This is a genomic window from Isoptericola sp. NPDC019482, from assembly GCF_040632295.1.
GTDB lineage: Bacteria > Actinomycetota > Actinomycetes > Actinomycetales > Cellulomonadaceae > Isoptericola.
In genome coordinates this window covers 45,060-59,835 of sequence record NZ_JBEYBQ010000019.1, presented here as the reverse complement: position 1 = coordinate 59,835, position 14,776 = coordinate 45,060, and the positions used below count along the sequence as shown (strand labels likewise).

General features: G+C 73.9%; 13 protein-coding genes and 2 pseudogenes. 10 read left to right on the top strand and 5 right to left on the bottom strand.

The genetic code is table 11. From position 1 onward, the window contains the following. Nucleotides 1-37 precede the first annotated feature (37 nt). A complete protein-coding gene (locus tag ABZ493_RS13735; protein ID WP_430582699.1) occupies nt 38-484 on the top strand; it encodes a PH domain-containing protein in 447 nt (148 codons plus the stop codon). 91 nt (nt 485-575) lie between these two features. On the opposite strand, the pseudogene ABZ493_RS13730 reads toward ABZ493_RS13735, so the two are convergent. Next, nucleotides 576-2,462 (bottom strand): annotated as a pseudogene (locus ABZ493_RS13730) (DEAD/DEAH box helicase); the annotation flags it as partial. A gap of 237 nt (nt 2,463-2,699) precedes the next feature. On the opposite strand from ABZ493_RS13730, the gene ABZ493_RS13725 reads away from it, so the two are divergent. The 8 genes from ABZ493_RS13725 to ABZ493_RS13690 all read left to right on the top strand — a co-directional run bounded on the left by ABZ493_RS13725 (nt 2,700) and on the right by ABZ493_RS13690 (nt 8,752). Then, complete coding sequence (locus tag ABZ493_RS13725; RefSeq protein WP_430582698.1) at nt 2,700-3,311, top strand: CDP-alcohol phosphatidyltransferase family protein; 612 nt, start codon at nt 2,700-2,702, stop codon at nt 3,309-3,311. Continuing rightward, a complete protein-coding gene (locus ABZ493_RS13720) occupies nt 3,308-4,255 on the top strand; it encodes a DUF881 domain-containing protein (RefSeq protein WP_430582697.1) in 948 nt (315 codons plus the stop codon). The genes ABZ493_RS13725 and ABZ493_RS13720 overlap by 4 nt, the downstream gene beginning before the upstream one ends. Then, nucleotides 4,252-4,584: a small basic family protein gene (locus ABZ493_RS13715; protein ID WP_430558803.1), complete on the top strand. Its 333-nt coding sequence runs from the start codon at nt 4,252-4,254 to the stop codon at nt 4,582-4,584. The genes ABZ493_RS13720 and ABZ493_RS13715 overlap by 4 nt, the downstream gene beginning before the upstream one ends. 7 nt (nt 4,585-4,591) lie before the next feature. Continuing rightward, a complete protein-coding gene (locus ABZ493_RS13710; protein WP_430582696.1) occupies nt 4,592-5,851 on the top strand; it encodes a DUF881 domain-containing protein in 1,260 nt (419 codons plus the stop codon). A gap of 198 nt (nt 5,852-6,049) precedes the next feature. Next, a complete protein-coding gene (locus ABZ493_RS13705; protein WP_429729332.1) occupies nt 6,050-6,526 on the top strand; it encodes an FHA domain-containing protein in 477 nt (158 codons plus the stop codon). Beyond that, on the top strand, nt 6,523-7,266 hold the full coding sequence (locus ABZ493_RS13700) for a MerR family transcriptional regulator (RefSeq protein ID WP_430582695.1): 744 nt from the start codon (nt 6,523-6,525) through the stop codon (nt 7,264-7,266). The genes ABZ493_RS13705 and ABZ493_RS13700 overlap by 4 nt, the downstream gene beginning before the upstream one ends. 118 nt (nt 7,267-7,384) lie before the next feature. Continuing rightward, the gene (locus ABZ493_RS13695; RefSeq protein WP_430582721.1) at nt 7,385-7,915 is read left to right on the top strand and encodes a bifunctional nuclease family protein; all 531 of its coding nucleotides are present in this window, start codon (nt 7,385-7,387) and stop codon (nt 7,913-7,915) included. Nucleotides 7,916-8,164: 249 nt separating this feature from the next. After that, nucleotides 8,165-8,752 carry a MerR family transcriptional regulator gene (locus ABZ493_RS13690; protein WP_429729328.1) on the top strand — a complete coding sequence of 196 codons (588 nt, stop codon included), beginning with the start codon at nt 8,165-8,167 and terminating at the stop codon, nt 8,750-8,752. A gap of 69 nt (nt 8,753-8,821) precedes the next feature. Here the strand turns inward: ABZ493_RS13690 and ABZ493_RS13685 are convergent, their stop codons facing one another. The 3 genes from ABZ493_RS13685 to ABZ493_RS13675 all read right to left on the bottom strand — a co-directional run bounded on the left by ABZ493_RS13685 (nt 8,822) and on the right by ABZ493_RS13675 (nt 11,970). Further along, nucleotides 8,822-10,099 carry a phospholipase D-like domain-containing protein gene (locus tag ABZ493_RS13685; RefSeq protein WP_430582694.1) on the bottom strand — a complete coding sequence of 426 codons (1,278 nt, stop codon included), beginning with the start codon at nt 10,097-10,099 and terminating at the stop codon, nt 8,822-8,824. Nucleotides 10,100-10,104: 5 nt separating this feature from the next. Beyond that, on the bottom strand, nt 10,105-11,274 hold the full coding sequence (locus tag ABZ493_RS13680; RefSeq protein WP_430582693.1) for a tyrosine-type recombinase/integrase: 1,170 nt from the start codon (nt 11,272-11,274) through the stop codon (nt 10,105-10,107). Between the two features lie 138 nt (nt 11,275-11,412). Next, a complete protein-coding gene (locus ABZ493_RS13675; protein WP_430582692.1) occupies nt 11,413-11,970 on the bottom strand; it encodes an MGMT family protein in 558 nt (185 codons plus the stop codon). A 1,173-nt stretch (nt 11,971-13,143) separates the two neighbouring features. Between ABZ493_RS13675 and ABZ493_RS13670 the strand changes: the two genes are divergently transcribed. After that, complete coding sequence (locus tag ABZ493_RS13670) at nt 13,144-13,941, top strand: hypothetical protein (RefSeq protein WP_430582691.1); 798 nt, start codon at nt 13,144-13,146, stop codon at nt 13,939-13,941. 15 nt (nt 13,942-13,956) lie between these two features. Here ABZ493_RS13670 and ABZ493_RS13665 read toward each other — a convergent pair. Then, a pseudogene (locus ABZ493_RS13665) lies at nt 13,957-14,562 on the bottom strand (GrpB family protein). Nucleotides 14,563-14,776: the final 214 nt, after the last annotated feature.

Genomic DNA, 14,776 nt, shown 5'->3' with positions numbered 1-14,776 from the left:
CTGTCGAGCACGCGCGCGGGGTGGCAGCGTGGTCGGCATGAGCACGCCACGCTTCCGCACGTTCCGACCGCTGTGGGGCCAGGTCTCGGCCTGGTTCGTGTGGGTGGTCGCCGCGGTCGGCAGCGTGGTCGTCGGACTCGGCTCGAACGGGCCGATGGGCGCGGCCGCGGTGAACAAGGTCTCCTTCATCGTCTTCGCGCTGGGCGTCACCTGGCTGCTGTGGCGGCTCGGCGGCGTGCACGCGGTGCCGTCGGAGCAAGGGCTGCGGGTGCGCAACCTCATCCGGTCCCGGACCCTGGCGTGGCCGGAGATCGTCGAGGTGCGGCTCGGCCCGAACGACCCGTGGGTGCGGCTCGACCTCGCCGACGGCGGCACGCTCGCCGTCATGGGCATCCAGCGCGCCGACGGCGAGCGGGGGATGGCGGAGGCGCGGCGGCTGAGGTCCCTCGTCGTGAGCCTCGGCGAGGCGCCGGACCGCAGCTGACCGCCTCTTTCACCGCCGGGACGACGAAGCCCCGCGAGCCGTACGGCTCGCGGGGCTTCGTCGTGTCTCGGGCAGGCCGCCCGGTGCGTCAGGCCGTGCGGGCCGGGCGACGGTCGGTGCGGGGCCGCTCGGTGCGCGGGGCGCGACGCTCGGGGGCGCCCTTGTCGACGGAGATGCGGAGCGCCTTGCCGGCCACGTGGGCGCGGCCGATGCGGTTCATGTCGGCGTCGTCGAGCGGCCGCGTGATGTCGACCAGCGAGAAGTTGCCGAAGATGTCGATCTTGCCGATGTCGCTGCCCGACAGGCCGCCCTCGTGCGTGAGCGCCCCGACGATGCCGCGCGGCTGGGCGCCGTGCGTGTGCCCGACGGAGATGCGGTAGCGCGTGCCGGCGGCGGGACGGCGGATGCCGCGGCCACGGTCGTCCCGGTCGCGGTCGGAGCGCGGGTGGCGGCCGGTGCGGTCGCCGTCGCGCTCGGTGCGCTCGGCGCGGTGCGTCTCGCGGGTGCGCCCGCCCTTGGCCTCGGCCCGCTCGCGCTCGTGCTCCTCCTGCGCGGCGCGCTGCTGGGGGCCGTCGTCCCCGACCGCGAGCGCCAGGAGGGCGGCCGCGACCTGCAGGGCGTCGTCGTTCCCCTCGACGGGGGCGGGCGTGCCTTCGGTGTCGGAGCCCACGCCCGTGGGCGTGGCCGCCCGCTCCTGGAGCATGCGCGTGTACAGGTCGAGGCGGCCGGCCTCGATGCGCGTGCCGACGGCGTCGAGCAGGCGGCGGGCGCGGTGCTCGGAGACGTCCCGGGGCGAGGGGATCTCGACCTCGGTGAGGGTGGTGCGGATGGTCCGCTCGATGTGCTTGAGCTTGCCGCGCTCGTGGGGCGTGACGAACGACAGGGCGCGGCCGGTGCGGCCGGCGCGGCCGGTGCGCCCGATGCGGTGCACGTAGGCCTCGGGCTCGCGGGGGATGTCGAAGTTGACGACGAGGCCGATGCGGTCGACGTCGAGGCCGCGGGCGGCGACGTCGGTGGCGACGAGGACGTCGAGGGCGCCGGACTTGAGGCGCTCGACGATCTTCTCGCGCTCCTTCTGGGCGACGTCGCCGGAGATGGTGGCGGCGGAGGTGCCGCGCTCCACGAGGGCGGCACCGACCTCCTCGGCGTCCTTGCGGGTGCGGGTGAAGACGATGCTGGCGTCGGCGTCGGAGGTGGCGAGCACCCGGACGAGGGAGCCGATCTTGTGCCGGAAGGGGACGACGGCGTAGGTCTGCTCGACGGTCGACACGGTGGAGGACTGGCGGGAGACGGCGATCGCGACGGGGTCGGTGAGGTGGGTCTCGGCGACGGCGCGGATGGCGGGCGGCATGGTCGCGGAGAACAGGGCGACCTGTCGCTTCGCGGGGGCCTGGCCGAAGATCGTCTCGACGTCCTCGGCGAAGCCCATGCGGAGCATCTCGTCGGCCTCGTCGAGGACGAGGAACTTCACGCCGTCGAGGGAGAGGGTGCCCCGCTCGAGGTGGTCCATGACGCGGCCGGGGGTGCCGACGACGACGTGCACGCCGTCGCGCAGGGCGCGCTGCTGGGGCTGGTAGGGGGAGCCGCCGTACACAGAGGTGACGCGCACCCCGGGCAGGTGGGTGGCGAACGACTCGACGGCCTCGGCGACCTGGAGCGCGAGCTCGCGGGTGGGGGCGAGGACGAGGGCCTGCACGTGCCCGCCGGCGACGGAGGCCTGCGGGTCGAGGGCGGCGAGCAGCGGGATGCCGAAGGCGGCGGTCTTGCCGGTGCCGGTCTGGGCGACGCCGGTGATGTCGCGGCCGGCGAGGAGCTCGGGGATGGCGCGCGCCTGGATGGGCGACGGCGTCGTGAACCCGAGGTCGTCGACGGCGGCCTGCAGCGGCGCGGGGAGGCCGAGGTCGGCGAACGTGGGCTCCTGCCCGGTGGTCTGCCCGGAGGTGGGCTCGCTGGGCAGGGTGGAGTCAGGGGTGCTCAAGAGGGGGTCACCGTTCTGTGGGTGGTGGGGGAGGAGTCCTGCACCGCCGAGGAGGCGGCACGGTCGCTCGGTCCCGGACACACACCAAGCCCCGCTCTGAGCGGGGCACAACGAACACGCGGGAGGCACGACGAACTCCGAAGGTGGTCCCAGTCTACCGGCCGGGGCCGGAAGTGGACCGGCGGGTGCCGGTGAGTTCGGCCACTGGGCGCAGGGCGCGTGCGTAGGATGTGCCCCGTGCAGGAGGGCCAGGAGATCAGCAGCCGGGTCTTCACGATCCCGAACCTGGTGAGCTTGCTGCGTCTGGCCCTGGTGCCGGTGTTCGCGGTGCTGATCGTGGTGGGCGAGGACGTGTGGGCCCTCGCCGTCCTGGCCTTCTCCGGCTTCACGGACTGGTTGGACGGCGTGCTGGCGCGGCGCCTGCACCAGGTGACGCGGCTGGGGCAGATGCTGGACCCGGCGGCGGACCGTCTCTTCATCTTCGTCACCCTGATCGGCCTGACCTGGCGGGACGTGATCCCGCTGTGGATCCTCGTGGTGATCGTGGCCCGGGACGTGATGCTCGCGTGCCTGCTGCCGGTGCTGGCGCGGCACGGGTACGGGCCCCTGCCGGTGAGCTTCGTGGGCAAGGCCGGGACGTTCGCGCTCCTGTACGCGTTCCCGCTGCTCCTCCTGGCGACGGTGCCGGGTGGGGTCGGCGCGGCGGCGCACGTCGTGGGCTGGGCGTTCACATGGTGGGGCGTCGGCCTGTACTGGGTGGCGGGCGTGCAGTACCTGCGGCAGGCGCGCGAGCTGCTCGGGGCCGCGAGCGCCGGGCCGGCCGTCGGGGGCCCGGAGGGCGAGGCGTGACCGCGCCGGTGCGTACGCCGGGGCGCCGTCGCCCGGACGAGTCGATGACCCTGCTGGTCGAGGTGATGGAGAAGCCTCTGGACCCGGGGTACGCGGAGGAGGCCGAGCGGCGTGCCGAGGCGGCTCGGGCCGGCCGCCCGACGCGGCGCCGAGGGCTCTCGGTGGCACTCCTGCTCGTGCTGGCCGCGTTGCTGGGTCTGCTGACGGTGTCGGCGGCACGACAGCTGCGGGCGCCGCAGGCCGAGGTGGCGGCGGCTCGCGAGGTGCTCGAGAACCAGATCGTGGACCGGCGCGCGGAGGTGGAGGCGCAGCAGGCGCGGTCGGTGGCGTTGAGCGACGAGATCGAGGAGCTGCAGCACACCGCGCTGGCCAGCGAGGACCCGGGACTGCTGCAGACCCTGCAGCGCGACGGGGTGGTGAGCGGGTCGGCCGCGGTGAGCGGTCCGGGCCTGGTGGTCTCCCTGTCGGACGGCGACGCCGCGCAGTCGGAGTCCGCGCCGGATGCGAGCGCCCGGGTGCGGGACGCGGACGTGCAGACCGTGGTGAACGCGCTGTGGGCAGCGGGCGCGGAGGCGGTCTCGGTGGACGACCAGCGCCTGACGTCGCTGTCGGCCATCCGCAACGCGGGGGACGCCATCCTGGTGGACCTCGTGCCGCTGCCGGGCCCGACCTACACGATCCGGGCGATCGGTGACCCCGACGACATGCAGACCGCGTACGCTCGCTCCGGCGCCCCGGCGTACCTGCAGCTGCTGGGGTCGCGCTACGGGATCCAGTCGAGCGTGACCCCGCAGAGCGACCTGTCGCTGCCGGGCGTGGGGAACCAGACCTTGCGGTACGCGTCGCCGTCGGGTGCGGGGGAGTCGTCCTCGCAGCCCGGTGACGGTTCGCAGGAGACACCGCAGGGGACGTCGTCGTCCGACACCGAGGAGGAACGCTCATGATCGCCGCGATCGGGCTCGTGATCGGCGTGGTCGCCGGTCTGGTGCTGCAGCCGACCGTGCCGGTGGCGTTGCAGCCCTACCTGCCGATCGCGGTGGTGGCGGCACTGGACGCGTTGTTCGGTGGCCTGCGCGCCAAGCTGGACGGCCTGTTCGACGACAAGGTGTTCCTGGTGTCGTTCCTGTCGAACGTGGTGGTCGCGGCGTTCATCGTGTTCCTCGGCGACCAGCTGGGCGTGGGCGCGCAGCTGTCGACCGCGGTCGTGGTGGTGCTGGGCATCCGGATCTTCTCGAACGCGGCGGCGATCCGTCGCCACCTGTTCAAGGCGTGAGCGGCGCATGAGCGACCCGAAGGACGACCGTCCCGAGACCCCCGACGTCGGCGACGGCACCACGGACCCGGGCGACGACGTGGCCGCGGCGCCGCCGTCGTCCACCGGCCCGGACGAGGACGCTGCCGACGCCGCGAGCGCCGTCGCGGCGGAGACCCCGCGCGGGACGGACGACCAGCCCGGCGACGCCGGGGACGCGACGGCGCCGGAGGCGTCATCGTCTCCCTCCGTCCCCACCGGGGACGACGAGCCGCTGGACGACGACAACTCGCAGGACGACCAGCAGGACGACGAGCCGCTGGAGGCGGAGGCGCCCGCCGAGCCTGTGCACCTCGCCCCCGGCCACGACGAGCCGGTCACCCCCTCGCCGGAGAGCACGCACCCCGCGCACGCGGTCTTCGCGGACGCGGGCTCGGACAGTCCCACCAGCGCGCAGACGACGACCGAGAGCGAGCCGTCCGCCCGGCCGGTGTCGGAGGCCGACCCCGGTCCCGTGAGCGGGCCGGACGCCGCCGGCGAGCCTGCGAGCGCCGCGGCGTCGTCCGAGCCCAGCGGATGGCGCCGGCTCGGTGCCGCGCTGCGTCCGCGGGCCAGCCGGTCCCAGGTGCTGGCGGGCGTGCTGTGCGCCGCTCTGGGGTTCGCCCTGGTGGTGCAGGTGCAGCAGTCGGCCTCGGACCAGCTGTCGTCCGCGCGGCAGGAGGACCTGGTGCGCCTGCTCGACGAGGTCACGGACCGGGCGCAGCAGCTCGGGGACGAGGTCTCGGGGCTGGAGGCGACGCGCGACGAGCTGGAGTCCGGTTCCGGGCAGGCGCGGTCGGCGCTGGAGCTCGCGGAGCAGCGGGCGGAGTCCGAGGGGATCCTGTCGGGTCGGCTGCCGGCGCAGGGCCCGGGGGTGCGGATCACCATCCAGGACCCGGAGGGCGCGCTCAAGGCGTCGCAGATGTTCAACGTGCTGGAGGAGCTGCGCAACGCCGGCGCGGAGGTCGTCGAGCTCAACGGGGTGCGCCTCGTCACGTCGACGTGGTTCGAGGACGAGCGCACCGCGATCGTCGTGGACGGGACCGCGCTGTCCTCCCCGTACGAGTGGACCGTGATCGGTGACCCCGAGACGCTGGACCGGGCGCTCGAGATCCCCGGCGGCGCCCTCGCGACGGTGCGCACCGCGGGGGCCGAGGCGTCCACGGCCCGCGAGGACGAGGTGGAGATCACGGCGGTCACGCCACCGCAGGAGCCCGAGTACGCCCAGCCGGAGCGGCAGGACGACTGACTCGTCGTGCGCGGCGCGCCCGGACCGGGTCCGCGGCGTCGTCGGCGGTGGGCGGGCTTCCCGCCCGTGCCCCGGTCGGGGTAGGTTTGTCGGACGACGGCGCACGTCGGACGCACAGTCGGCCATCCCGGGGCATCCGGTCACGAGCCAGGCAGGCAGCGTCGCCCGACCCACCGGCACGACCTCACAGGAGGACTGATGACGGACCCCCGCTCTCTTCCGCCGCACCAGGCGGCCGCGGACACCACCGCGCACCTGGGGCGCGTGGGCGCGCCCGCGGAGGAGCAGGCGTTCCGGATCCCGCTGACCGCGGAGGAGGCGGCCGCCGTCGCGGCGCTGCCGCGGCACTCGGCGCTCCTCGTGGTGCAGTACGGCTCCGGCGCCGTGGGGGAGCGTTTCCTGCTGGACTCCGACCGGGCGGTCGCGGGCCGCAGCGAGCAGGCGGACATCTTCCTCGACGACGTGACCGTGTCCCGCAAGCACGCGGAGTTCGCCCGTGAGGGCGACCGGTTCGTGGTCCGCGACATCGGCTCCCTCAACGGCACGTACGTCAACCGGGAGCGCATCGACTCGGCACCGCTGACGACGGGCGACGAGGTGCAGATCGGCAAGTTCCGCATGTCGTTCCACGCCAGCCCGCAGGCGCCGCGGGACCCGCAGGCGCCCGCGTCGTGACGGCGGCGCAGGCCGCGCAGGGCGAGGAGCCCGCCGGCGCGCCCGAACCCTGGCCGCGGGGGATCTCGCGCCAGGCGACGATGCGGATCTCCGACGTGCTGGCCCAGCTGGGCACGGAGTTTCCCTCGGTCTCCCACTCCAAGCTGCGCTTCCTCGAGGACCAGGGCCTCATCGACCCGGTGCGCACGCCGTCGGGCTACCGCCAGTACAGCCCGGCCGACGTCGAGCGCCTCCGGTTCGTGCTCACCGAGCAGCGGGACTCGTACCTGCCGCTGAAGGTCATCAAGGAGCGCCTCGCCGAGATGGACGCGGGGGAGCCGGCTCCCGGCCCCGCACCGCGGCTCGCGGAGGCCACGGGCCCGGCGGAGGTCGCTCGCCGGCGGTGGACGGTGGAGACCGTCGCGGAGGCGACCGGCACGTCCCCGGGGTTCGTCAAGGAGCTCGTGTCCGCGGGCGTGCTCCAGGCCCGGGCGGGCAGCCGGCTGGACGACGGCGCCCCCGACGTGGTGCGCATCGCGGCCCGGCTCGCGGAGCACGGCATCGAGCCGCGGCACCTGCGGTCGCTGCGGTCGTCGGCGGACCGGCACGTGGGACTGGTCGACCAGCTCGTGGCCCCGTACCGCAGCCAGCAGACCCCGTCCGCCCGCGCCCAGGGCGCGGAGCTCGCCGCCGAGGTGGGCGAGCTGCTCGCGCGCCTGCACTCGACCTGGGTGCGGCAGGGGTCGAACGACCTCGTCTGACGCGCCCGCGTCCCCCCGATGCGGGCGCGTCATGATCGGGGGTGCTCCCCGGGCGACGTGCGGCACCCTGCGGACGTACCGTGGATCGGTGGACGCCGACGACGCGAGCGACGCACCGATGGTCCCCGTGGAGGTCCTCGGGGTGCGGCAGCAGCAGCACGACCAGGAGATCGTGGTGCTGCTCCTCGACGCCGCCGCGAACCTCGCGGTCCCGATCGTCATCGGGGCGCGCGAGGCGTCGGCCATCGCGATGGCGCAGGCCGGGCTGGTCACCCCCCGTCCCATGACGCACGACCTGCTGCGGGACCTCCTCGGCGCGGTGGGCGTGGAGCTCGAGCGGGTCGAGATCGTGGCGCTCGACGGCGGGGTGTTCTTCGCCGAGCTCGTCCTGTCGAACGGCACCCGGCTCGACTCCCGGGCGTCGGACGCCATCGCCCTGGCGGTCCGGACGACGAGCCCGGTGCTCTGCTCGGCCGAGGTCGTCGCCGTCGCCGGTGTCGAGGTGGTCGACGTCGAGCAGCAGCGTGAGGTGGAGAAGTTCCGCGACTTCCTCGACCACGCGACCGCCGCCGACTTCACGGCTCCCGGCGGGCCGCACGAGCCGGGTACGCCCCCGAGCGGCGAACGGCCCGACGACGCCCCTCCCTGACGTCGTCGCGGCACGGGCGGGGTCCGGCGGGCGGTGTCCGCCACGCCCGGACAGACCCTCGACCTCCGGTTGACGGTCAGACTCGGCTACCGTAGGGCCGAACCCTCAAGTCGTGGTCGATGGTTGAGTGCCAGGCGCGAGGTCCCCGGACGCGGGGCAGGGCGGCGCGACACGCGGTCCGCTCGGACCCGACGTCGTTGACGGCCCCCCAGGGGCGTCCTAGCGTGGAGTCGAACACCAGGAGGCACAGTGAACAGCAGCGGTGAGGCAAGCGTCCCCACGGGTGCTTCGGTGCCGCACGGCGCCCAGGGGCTCCTCTTCGGCGAGGACCTCACGGAGCAGGACGCCGCCACCGGGTACCGCGGCACCACGGCGTGCCGGGTCGCGGGGATCACCTACCGCCAGCTCGACTACTGGGCCCGCACCGGCCTCGTGGAGCCGTCCATCCGGCCTGCGACAGGCTCGGGGACGCATCGCCTCTACAGCTTCCGCGACATCCTCGTGCTCAAGGTGGTCAAGCGGCTCCTCGACACCGGGGTCTCGCTGCACCAGATCCGCAGCGCCGTCACGCACCTGCGCGAGCGGGGTGTCGAGGACCTGGCGCAGATCACCCTCATGAGCGACGGCGCGTCGGTCTACGAGTGCACGTCGCCCGACGAGGTCGTGGACCTCGTCCAGGGCGGCCAGGGCGTGTTCGGCATCGCCGTCGGGCGCGTGTGGCGCGACATCGAGGGCACCCTGTCCGAGATGCCGACCGAGTCCCTCGAGGACGAGGAGCCCGCCGCGCACGAGGGCGACGAGCTCGCCGCGCGCCGTCGCGCACGCTCCGCCGGCTGACGCCGCGCACGCATCGACGCACACGCCCTCGGGCCACGACCTCCTGGTCGGGCCCGGGGGCGACGTCTGTCAGAGGAAGGGACGCAGCGGCGACATCAGCCGCTCCGCGACCTTCGACAGCGGGTGCCGGGTCTGCCACTCGGCGAGGGTCAGCTCGCGCGAGTTCGACTGGTCCATGCGGAAAGCGTCCTCGAGCTGCCCCGCGAGACCGTCGTCCACGACCTCGAGGTTGATCTCGTAGTTGCCCGTGAGGCTCAGCCGGTCGATGTTCGCGGTGCCGACCGTGGTCCAGCGCCCGTCGATCGTCGCGGTCTTCGCGTGGATCATCGCGCCCTGGTACAGGAGGATCCGCACGCCCCCGCGCAGCAGCGTCGAGTAGTGGCCGCGGGCCAGCCAGTCGGCCACCACGTGGTTCGACCGCTCCGGCACGAGGACGCGCACGTCGACGCCGCGGGCCGCGGCGGCGAGGAGACCCGCCTGGATGTCCTCGTCGGGGATGAAGTACGCCTGCGTGATGTACACGTGCGAGCAGGCGCGGTCGATCGCGTCCAGGTAGATGCCCCGGATCGGGAAGACCAGCTCCGACGGCGCGTTGCGCGCCGCCCGCAGCTCGGGCAGCCACAGCGACGAGCCGACGTCCTGCAGCACCGGCAGGCGCGGGCCGCGCCACCGGTTCCAGAAGTCGACGAACGCGTTGCGCAGCTCCCACGCCGACGGGCCGGTGAGGCGCAGGTGCGTGTCCCGCCACTGCGTCGCGTACAGGGAGCCGATGTTGTACCCGCCCACGAACGCGGTCTCGTCGTCGACGACGAGGATCTTGCGGTGGTCGCGGCCCGACCGGCGCACGTCGAGCATCAACAGCCCGGGGCGCATCGCGGGGAAGCGCAGGACGTGCACGCCGGGCAGGTCGTAGAAGCGCCGGGAGATGACCAGGTTCGCGAACCCGTCGTACACGACGTAGACGGCCACGCCGCGGGCTGCCGCCTCCACGAGGGCCTGCTTGAACTGGCGGCCGACCTCGTCGTCCTTCCAGATGTACGTCTCCAGGAAGATCTCCCGCTGCGCGCCGCGGATCGCCGCGAGCATCGCGTCGTAGAGGTCCGCCCCGTACGTGTACAGCGTCGCGGTGGTGTCCTCGACCTCGGTGGACGACGGCGGGGCCGTGGGGAACGGCTCGTCCAACGGGTACTGGTGGCGGCGGAACCGCTCGAGCCCCATCACCGCCCCCGCCGCCGCCACCGGGACCGCCGCGGCGAGGACCGCGCCGCGGGTCGCGTACCGGCGCAGGGCGGGCCAGTCGATCTGGACGCGGACGGGCTTGCGGAGGCGTGGGAAACGAGGCGGCACGAGGCTCACCGTAGCCACGGGGCGTCGGCATCGCGCGCCGAACTGTCGGGTACGTCGGTGATGTCACCCGCCACCTGCTCGCCAGGAGCCTCGGCCGCCGTCGCCCCGGGGGCCGCGAGCCCCGCCGAGAGGGGGTGCGACCGGATCGCCGCGGCCAGCTCGCCCTCGATCCGGTCCAGGTACACGCCCGTGGTGGCGATGGACCGGTGCCCGAGCAGCTCCGCGACGACCTTCACGTCCCAGCCCTCCGCCACCAGGAGCGTGGCGGTGGTGTGCCGCAGCGCGTGCGGCGTCGCCGGCCGGCGGTATGGGGCGGGCATCCGCTCCACGGCGCGTGCGAGCAGGGCGCGCACCGCCTGGGTGTCGACGCGTCGGCCGCGCCAGGTGAGGAGCAGGGCACGCTGCGCGTCCGTGTCGTCCGGTCGCCGGGCCGCGAGGCGCGGACGCAGCTCGTGCAGGTACTCCTCGAGCGCCGACGCCAGGGGGGCGGAGAGCGCGACCGTGCGGATCGACCCGCCCTTGCCGACGATGCGCCACCGCGTCTCCTCCGGCTCGCGCGTGAAGTCCGCGACGTCCGCGCGCGCCAGCTCCGACACCCGCGGGCCGAGCACGAGGAGCAGCGCGACGACGAGGCGGTCGCGCAGCGCCAGCGCCTGGTCCGACCGCGGCGCTCGGGCAGCGCCGGCGGGCCCGGGGCCGGGGAGGTCGGGCACGGCCGACGCCTGCAGCAGGGCTCCCGCCGCCGACGCCGAGAGCGCCGTGCGTTCCACCCGCAGCCGGTCGCGCGAGCGGGCCGGTGGCGCGGCCCACTGCATGGGGTCGGCCTGCACCCAGCAGTGCCGGGCTGCGTGCGCGAAGAACCGGCTCACCGACTGCCGGAACCGGTTGACCGTAGCGACCGACCGCCCAGGACCGCCCTTGCGGCCCGGGTCGCTGTACCGGCCGTCGGGGCTGGCCTGGTAGCGCACCAGCGCGTCGTCGACGTCCTCGCCGGTCACGTCGTCCAGGACGCGGTCGCGCCCGACCAGGTCCGCGAACTCGCGGACGTCCCGCTCGTAGCTGCGCGCCGTGGCGGGGGAGAGGATCCCGCGCACGCTCTCCACCCGGACCGAGGCCAGGTACCGGTCGACGGCGGCCTCGACCGCGACGCGATCCAGCCGTGGCGGGGCGACCATCTCGTCCTCCAGGGCGTCTGCTGCGAACCGGTGCGGCCCACCCGCACGTCCGTGACCTGCGGCGACGCCCGCCGCACGGCTGAACCCAGGGTAGGCGCGCGCACCGACACACCTGGCGCGTGGACCAGGCCGGGTCGCTCAGACGTCGAAGAGGGTGGGGTGCTCGAGGTGCACGCCCTCGGCCTCGAGCATCCGGAGCTTGGTCCGCGGCCCGCCCTGTGCGGAGAAACCGCCGACCTGCCGGCCCGCGGCGAGCACGCGGTGGCACGGCACGATGGGCGGGAACGGGTTGCGCCCGAGGGCCTGGCCGACGGCCTGCGCCGCGCCGGGGGCGCCGAGGCGTGCGGCCACGTCGCCGTAGGTGAGGGTGGCGCCGGCCGGGATGGTGCGCACCACCTCGTAGACGCGGCGGTCGAACGCCGGTACCGCGGAGAGGTCGAGGTCGACATCCGACAGGTCGCCCTCCCCGGTCTCGAGCAGGACCGCGACGTCGGCCGCGACGGCGCTGATCGCGGCGTCGGGGGCGGTCTCTCGGGCCGAGGGGAACCATCGTGAGACGGCGGCACGGGTGCTCTGCGGCGAGCCGTGGGGGAGTGCGGAGCCCACGACGGTGCCGGGCGCGCGCCACACGAGGGCGCAGTGCCCGATCGCGGTGGGGAAGACGCAGAACGCGAGCCCGCCGGGGGGAGTGGACATGTCGTTCACGGTAGCCGTGCCGTGCGACAGGCCGCGCCGGAGGGCCTGTACCGGTCCGGCGACCGGACGACACCGGGGGCTCGGTCGCACGAGACCACTGTGTTGTGTCATACACAATGGTTTGAGGCCTATGTCCGAATCATCCTACCGCGGCACGAGAGGGAGTGCGAGAGCTCGGCGCCGCGGTGGGCTGACCGGGATTCGTCCTGCTGTCGGCGCGGCAGGTCGAGCGCGCCGGCGCGTCCGGATCGCCCCGGGGGACCGCAGGAAGAAACGAGGCTGAGCGCGCTTCGGCCGGGGCGGCGGGCAGCGCACGCGGCGACGTGCACGCCGAGGCTGCCGAGCGATCATTCAGGCCGGCGCTCCAGGACGATGCGCACGCCGACGAACGATCGTCCGGGTCGGCGGAGAATCTGACCGGCGTTGCACGAGCATGTTGCTGCGCGCGCTGCGGTCTTGCCGATGCTCGGGCCTGCCGATGCTCGGGCCTGCACTCGGGACTCGGCGGCCGTCCATGGTCACCGGACATACCGCAGGTGTCGCCGTGTGCAGCCGCGCGGTCGCACCTGGAACCTCGCGTCGCGCCGCCGCTCGAGGGAGGGGTTCAGGGCGTCATTCTCCGGCGTAATGACATAATGTGCATTATCGGTTTGCCGCATGGATGACTCAGCGCCCCGCTCGACGCTCCCATCGAGACCCAGGGCGCGGCCGAGATCCTCCAGGCTTTCGCATTCACAGTTCGGCGCCTTTGCAGTTCGGCACCTGCGGACTTCGCGAGCCAGGGCCGCGCGCCTACCTGCGGGCCGGCGCTCGCGTCGTCCGACCGACGACCGGAGCGCCGGTCACCCCGTCCGGCGCGCCGACCTGCCCCATCGCCATGCTGCAATGTCCGGTTTGCCCGATGTTGCTCGGTCGTGCTGAGCGGGGCTGCTCCGCGCCGCCTGGCGTCACCTGGTGGGCTCCATTCGGCGACGAGAGCGCCCTGGCCACGGCAGCGGGCCCGAACCCGAGCGCGGGCGGCATCGCCACCGCGGCGCCACTCCCCTGCTCGCTGACCGCGAGTGGTCGGTGCAGTGCTGCGAGCGCCCGCCCTGGCCGTCACCTCCCGGGCAAGGGTGGCGTCGCAGCTCCGAGCGGGGATCCCCGTCGTGCGGTGACGGATACGATCCGTGCGTGACGTCGCGACATGGGCCTTCCGCACAGGTGCTGGATGCCTTCGGGGTCGGCGACGTCGTGAGTCGCGAGCGGCTTGCGGGCGGCCGCGGCTTGACGTGGCGCGTGGGGCGGCTCGTGCTCCGCCCTTCGGGTGGCAGCAGCGAGGCTTGCTGGCGCGCGGGTGTGCTCGATGCGCTCGAGCACACCGATGAGTTCCGGACCCCACGGCCGGTCAGGACCGCGTCGGGAGCATGGGTCGTCGACGGCTGGGAGGCCTGGAGCTGGGTACCCGGCGCCGCCGACGAGTCGCGGGTCTCCGACGTCCTGAGGGCCGCCGATGCGTTTCACCGCGCGATCGCCGGTCTCGGCAAACCGTCGTTCATCGACGCCGCGGACGACCCCTGGGCCCGAGCGGATCGCATGGCTTGGGGAGAAGACCCGCTCCCCCACGATCCGACGCTCGACCGACTGGCCGCCCGGTTTCGCCCTGTGGAATCAGCTCGCCAGGTCATCCACGGCGACCTCCTGGGCAACGTGCTCTTCGCCGACGGCGAGCCCCCCGCGATCATCGACTGGGCTCCGTACTGGCGGCCGGCCGGCCTCGGTGCCGCGATCGCCGTCGTCGACGCCGTGACGTGGCACAGCACCCCCATGAGGGCCATCGCCGGCCTCGGGGCCGGTGTCCCGGAGTGGTCGCAGCTCGTGGTGCGCGCCCTGGCCTTCCGCATCGCGACGTTCCACCTCCTGGGGCGCTGGGACCGTGCTCGGTCCGACCGGTACGCGCCCCTCGTCGATGCTGTTCTGACCCGGACCTGAAACCCGAGACGAGCGTCAGCGCTCGCGCGCCTTCGCCCAGGAGACGAACTCCTGCTCGACCTCGTCGAAGAACGCGCTCTTCGCCCGCGTGTAGTCGTCGTAGTCGGCCTTGCCGCCGTTCTGCGCCGACAGTCTCTGCTTGGTCGCCTCGTACCGGGTACGAGCAGTCGGGTGCGCACGGAGCCAGTCCCGGAACCAGACCGTGTAGAGCCCCCACGGCGAGTCCGCACGCCGCACGTGCAGGATCAGCCGCTCCTCGGGGTGGACGTAGAGACGCTTCTCCCACACCTGAGGAGGCAGCCGGTCGTCCCCGCCGCGCGGCACGTCGGCATACACCCCCGGCGAGTCGCGGCGGGAGCCGTGAGCGCGCACGAGACCCAGAGGCTGAAGTCACTCGCTGAGCGGCTCCTCGCCCGGCAGCGGGCTGATTCGGACCTGGAGGTCGACGTAGGGCTTGGCGGCCAGACCCGGGACCGACGTCGAACCGATGTGGTCGAACGCTGCCGTAACGCCACCAGGCAGGTCGCTCAACGCGCCAGCGATCCGGTCCAGCCATGAAGTCGCATGAGGAAGCCACCGAGGATCGTGTGGATGCAGCGCGGCGGGGTTGGTATCGCTCACGCGCCGACCCTAGCGGCACGTCCCTGCGCGTCACGGGGGGCCGGTCCGGGTCGCGGCGGCCGGTGCCCGATCGACGCCCAGGAATCGGCGCAGCCCGACGGTGCCATCGATCACGACGTCGCGGCTCGGGTGGCGGTGACTGGACGGCACGGTGGCACCTTGCCCCGCTCCCGTATCGCGCGCGTGCCTTCTCGGTCAGCACGCCCAGGAGATG

Coding starts and splice junctions, on each gene's coding strand:
- ABZ493_RS13735 (WP_430582699.1), top strand. CDS start 38: ATGAGCACGCCACGCTTCCGCACGTTCCGACCGCTGTGGGGCCAGGTC.
- ABZ493_RS13715 (WP_430558803.1), top strand. CDS start 4,252: ATGATCGCCGCGATCGGGCTCGTGATCGGCGTGGTCGCCGGTCTGGTG.
- ABZ493_RS13710 (WP_430582696.1), top strand. CDS start 4,592: ATGAGCGACCCGAAGGACGACCGTCCCGAGACCCCCGACGTCGGCGAC.
- ABZ493_RS13705 (WP_429729332.1), top strand. CDS start 6,050: ATGACGGACCCCCGCTCTCTTCCGCCGCACCAGGCGGCCGCGGACACC.
- ABZ493_RS13695 (WP_430582721.1), top strand. CDS start 7,385: ATGGTCCCCGTGGAGGTCCTCGGGGTGCGGCAGCAGCAGCACGACCAG.
- ABZ493_RS13680 (WP_430582693.1), bottom strand. CDS start 11,274: ATGGTCGCCCCGCCACGGCTGGATCGCGTCGCGGTCGAGGCCGCCGTC.
- ABZ493_RS13675 (WP_430582692.1), bottom strand. CDS start 11,970: ATGTCCACTCCCCCCGGCGGGCTCGCGTTCTGCGTCTTCCCCACCGCG.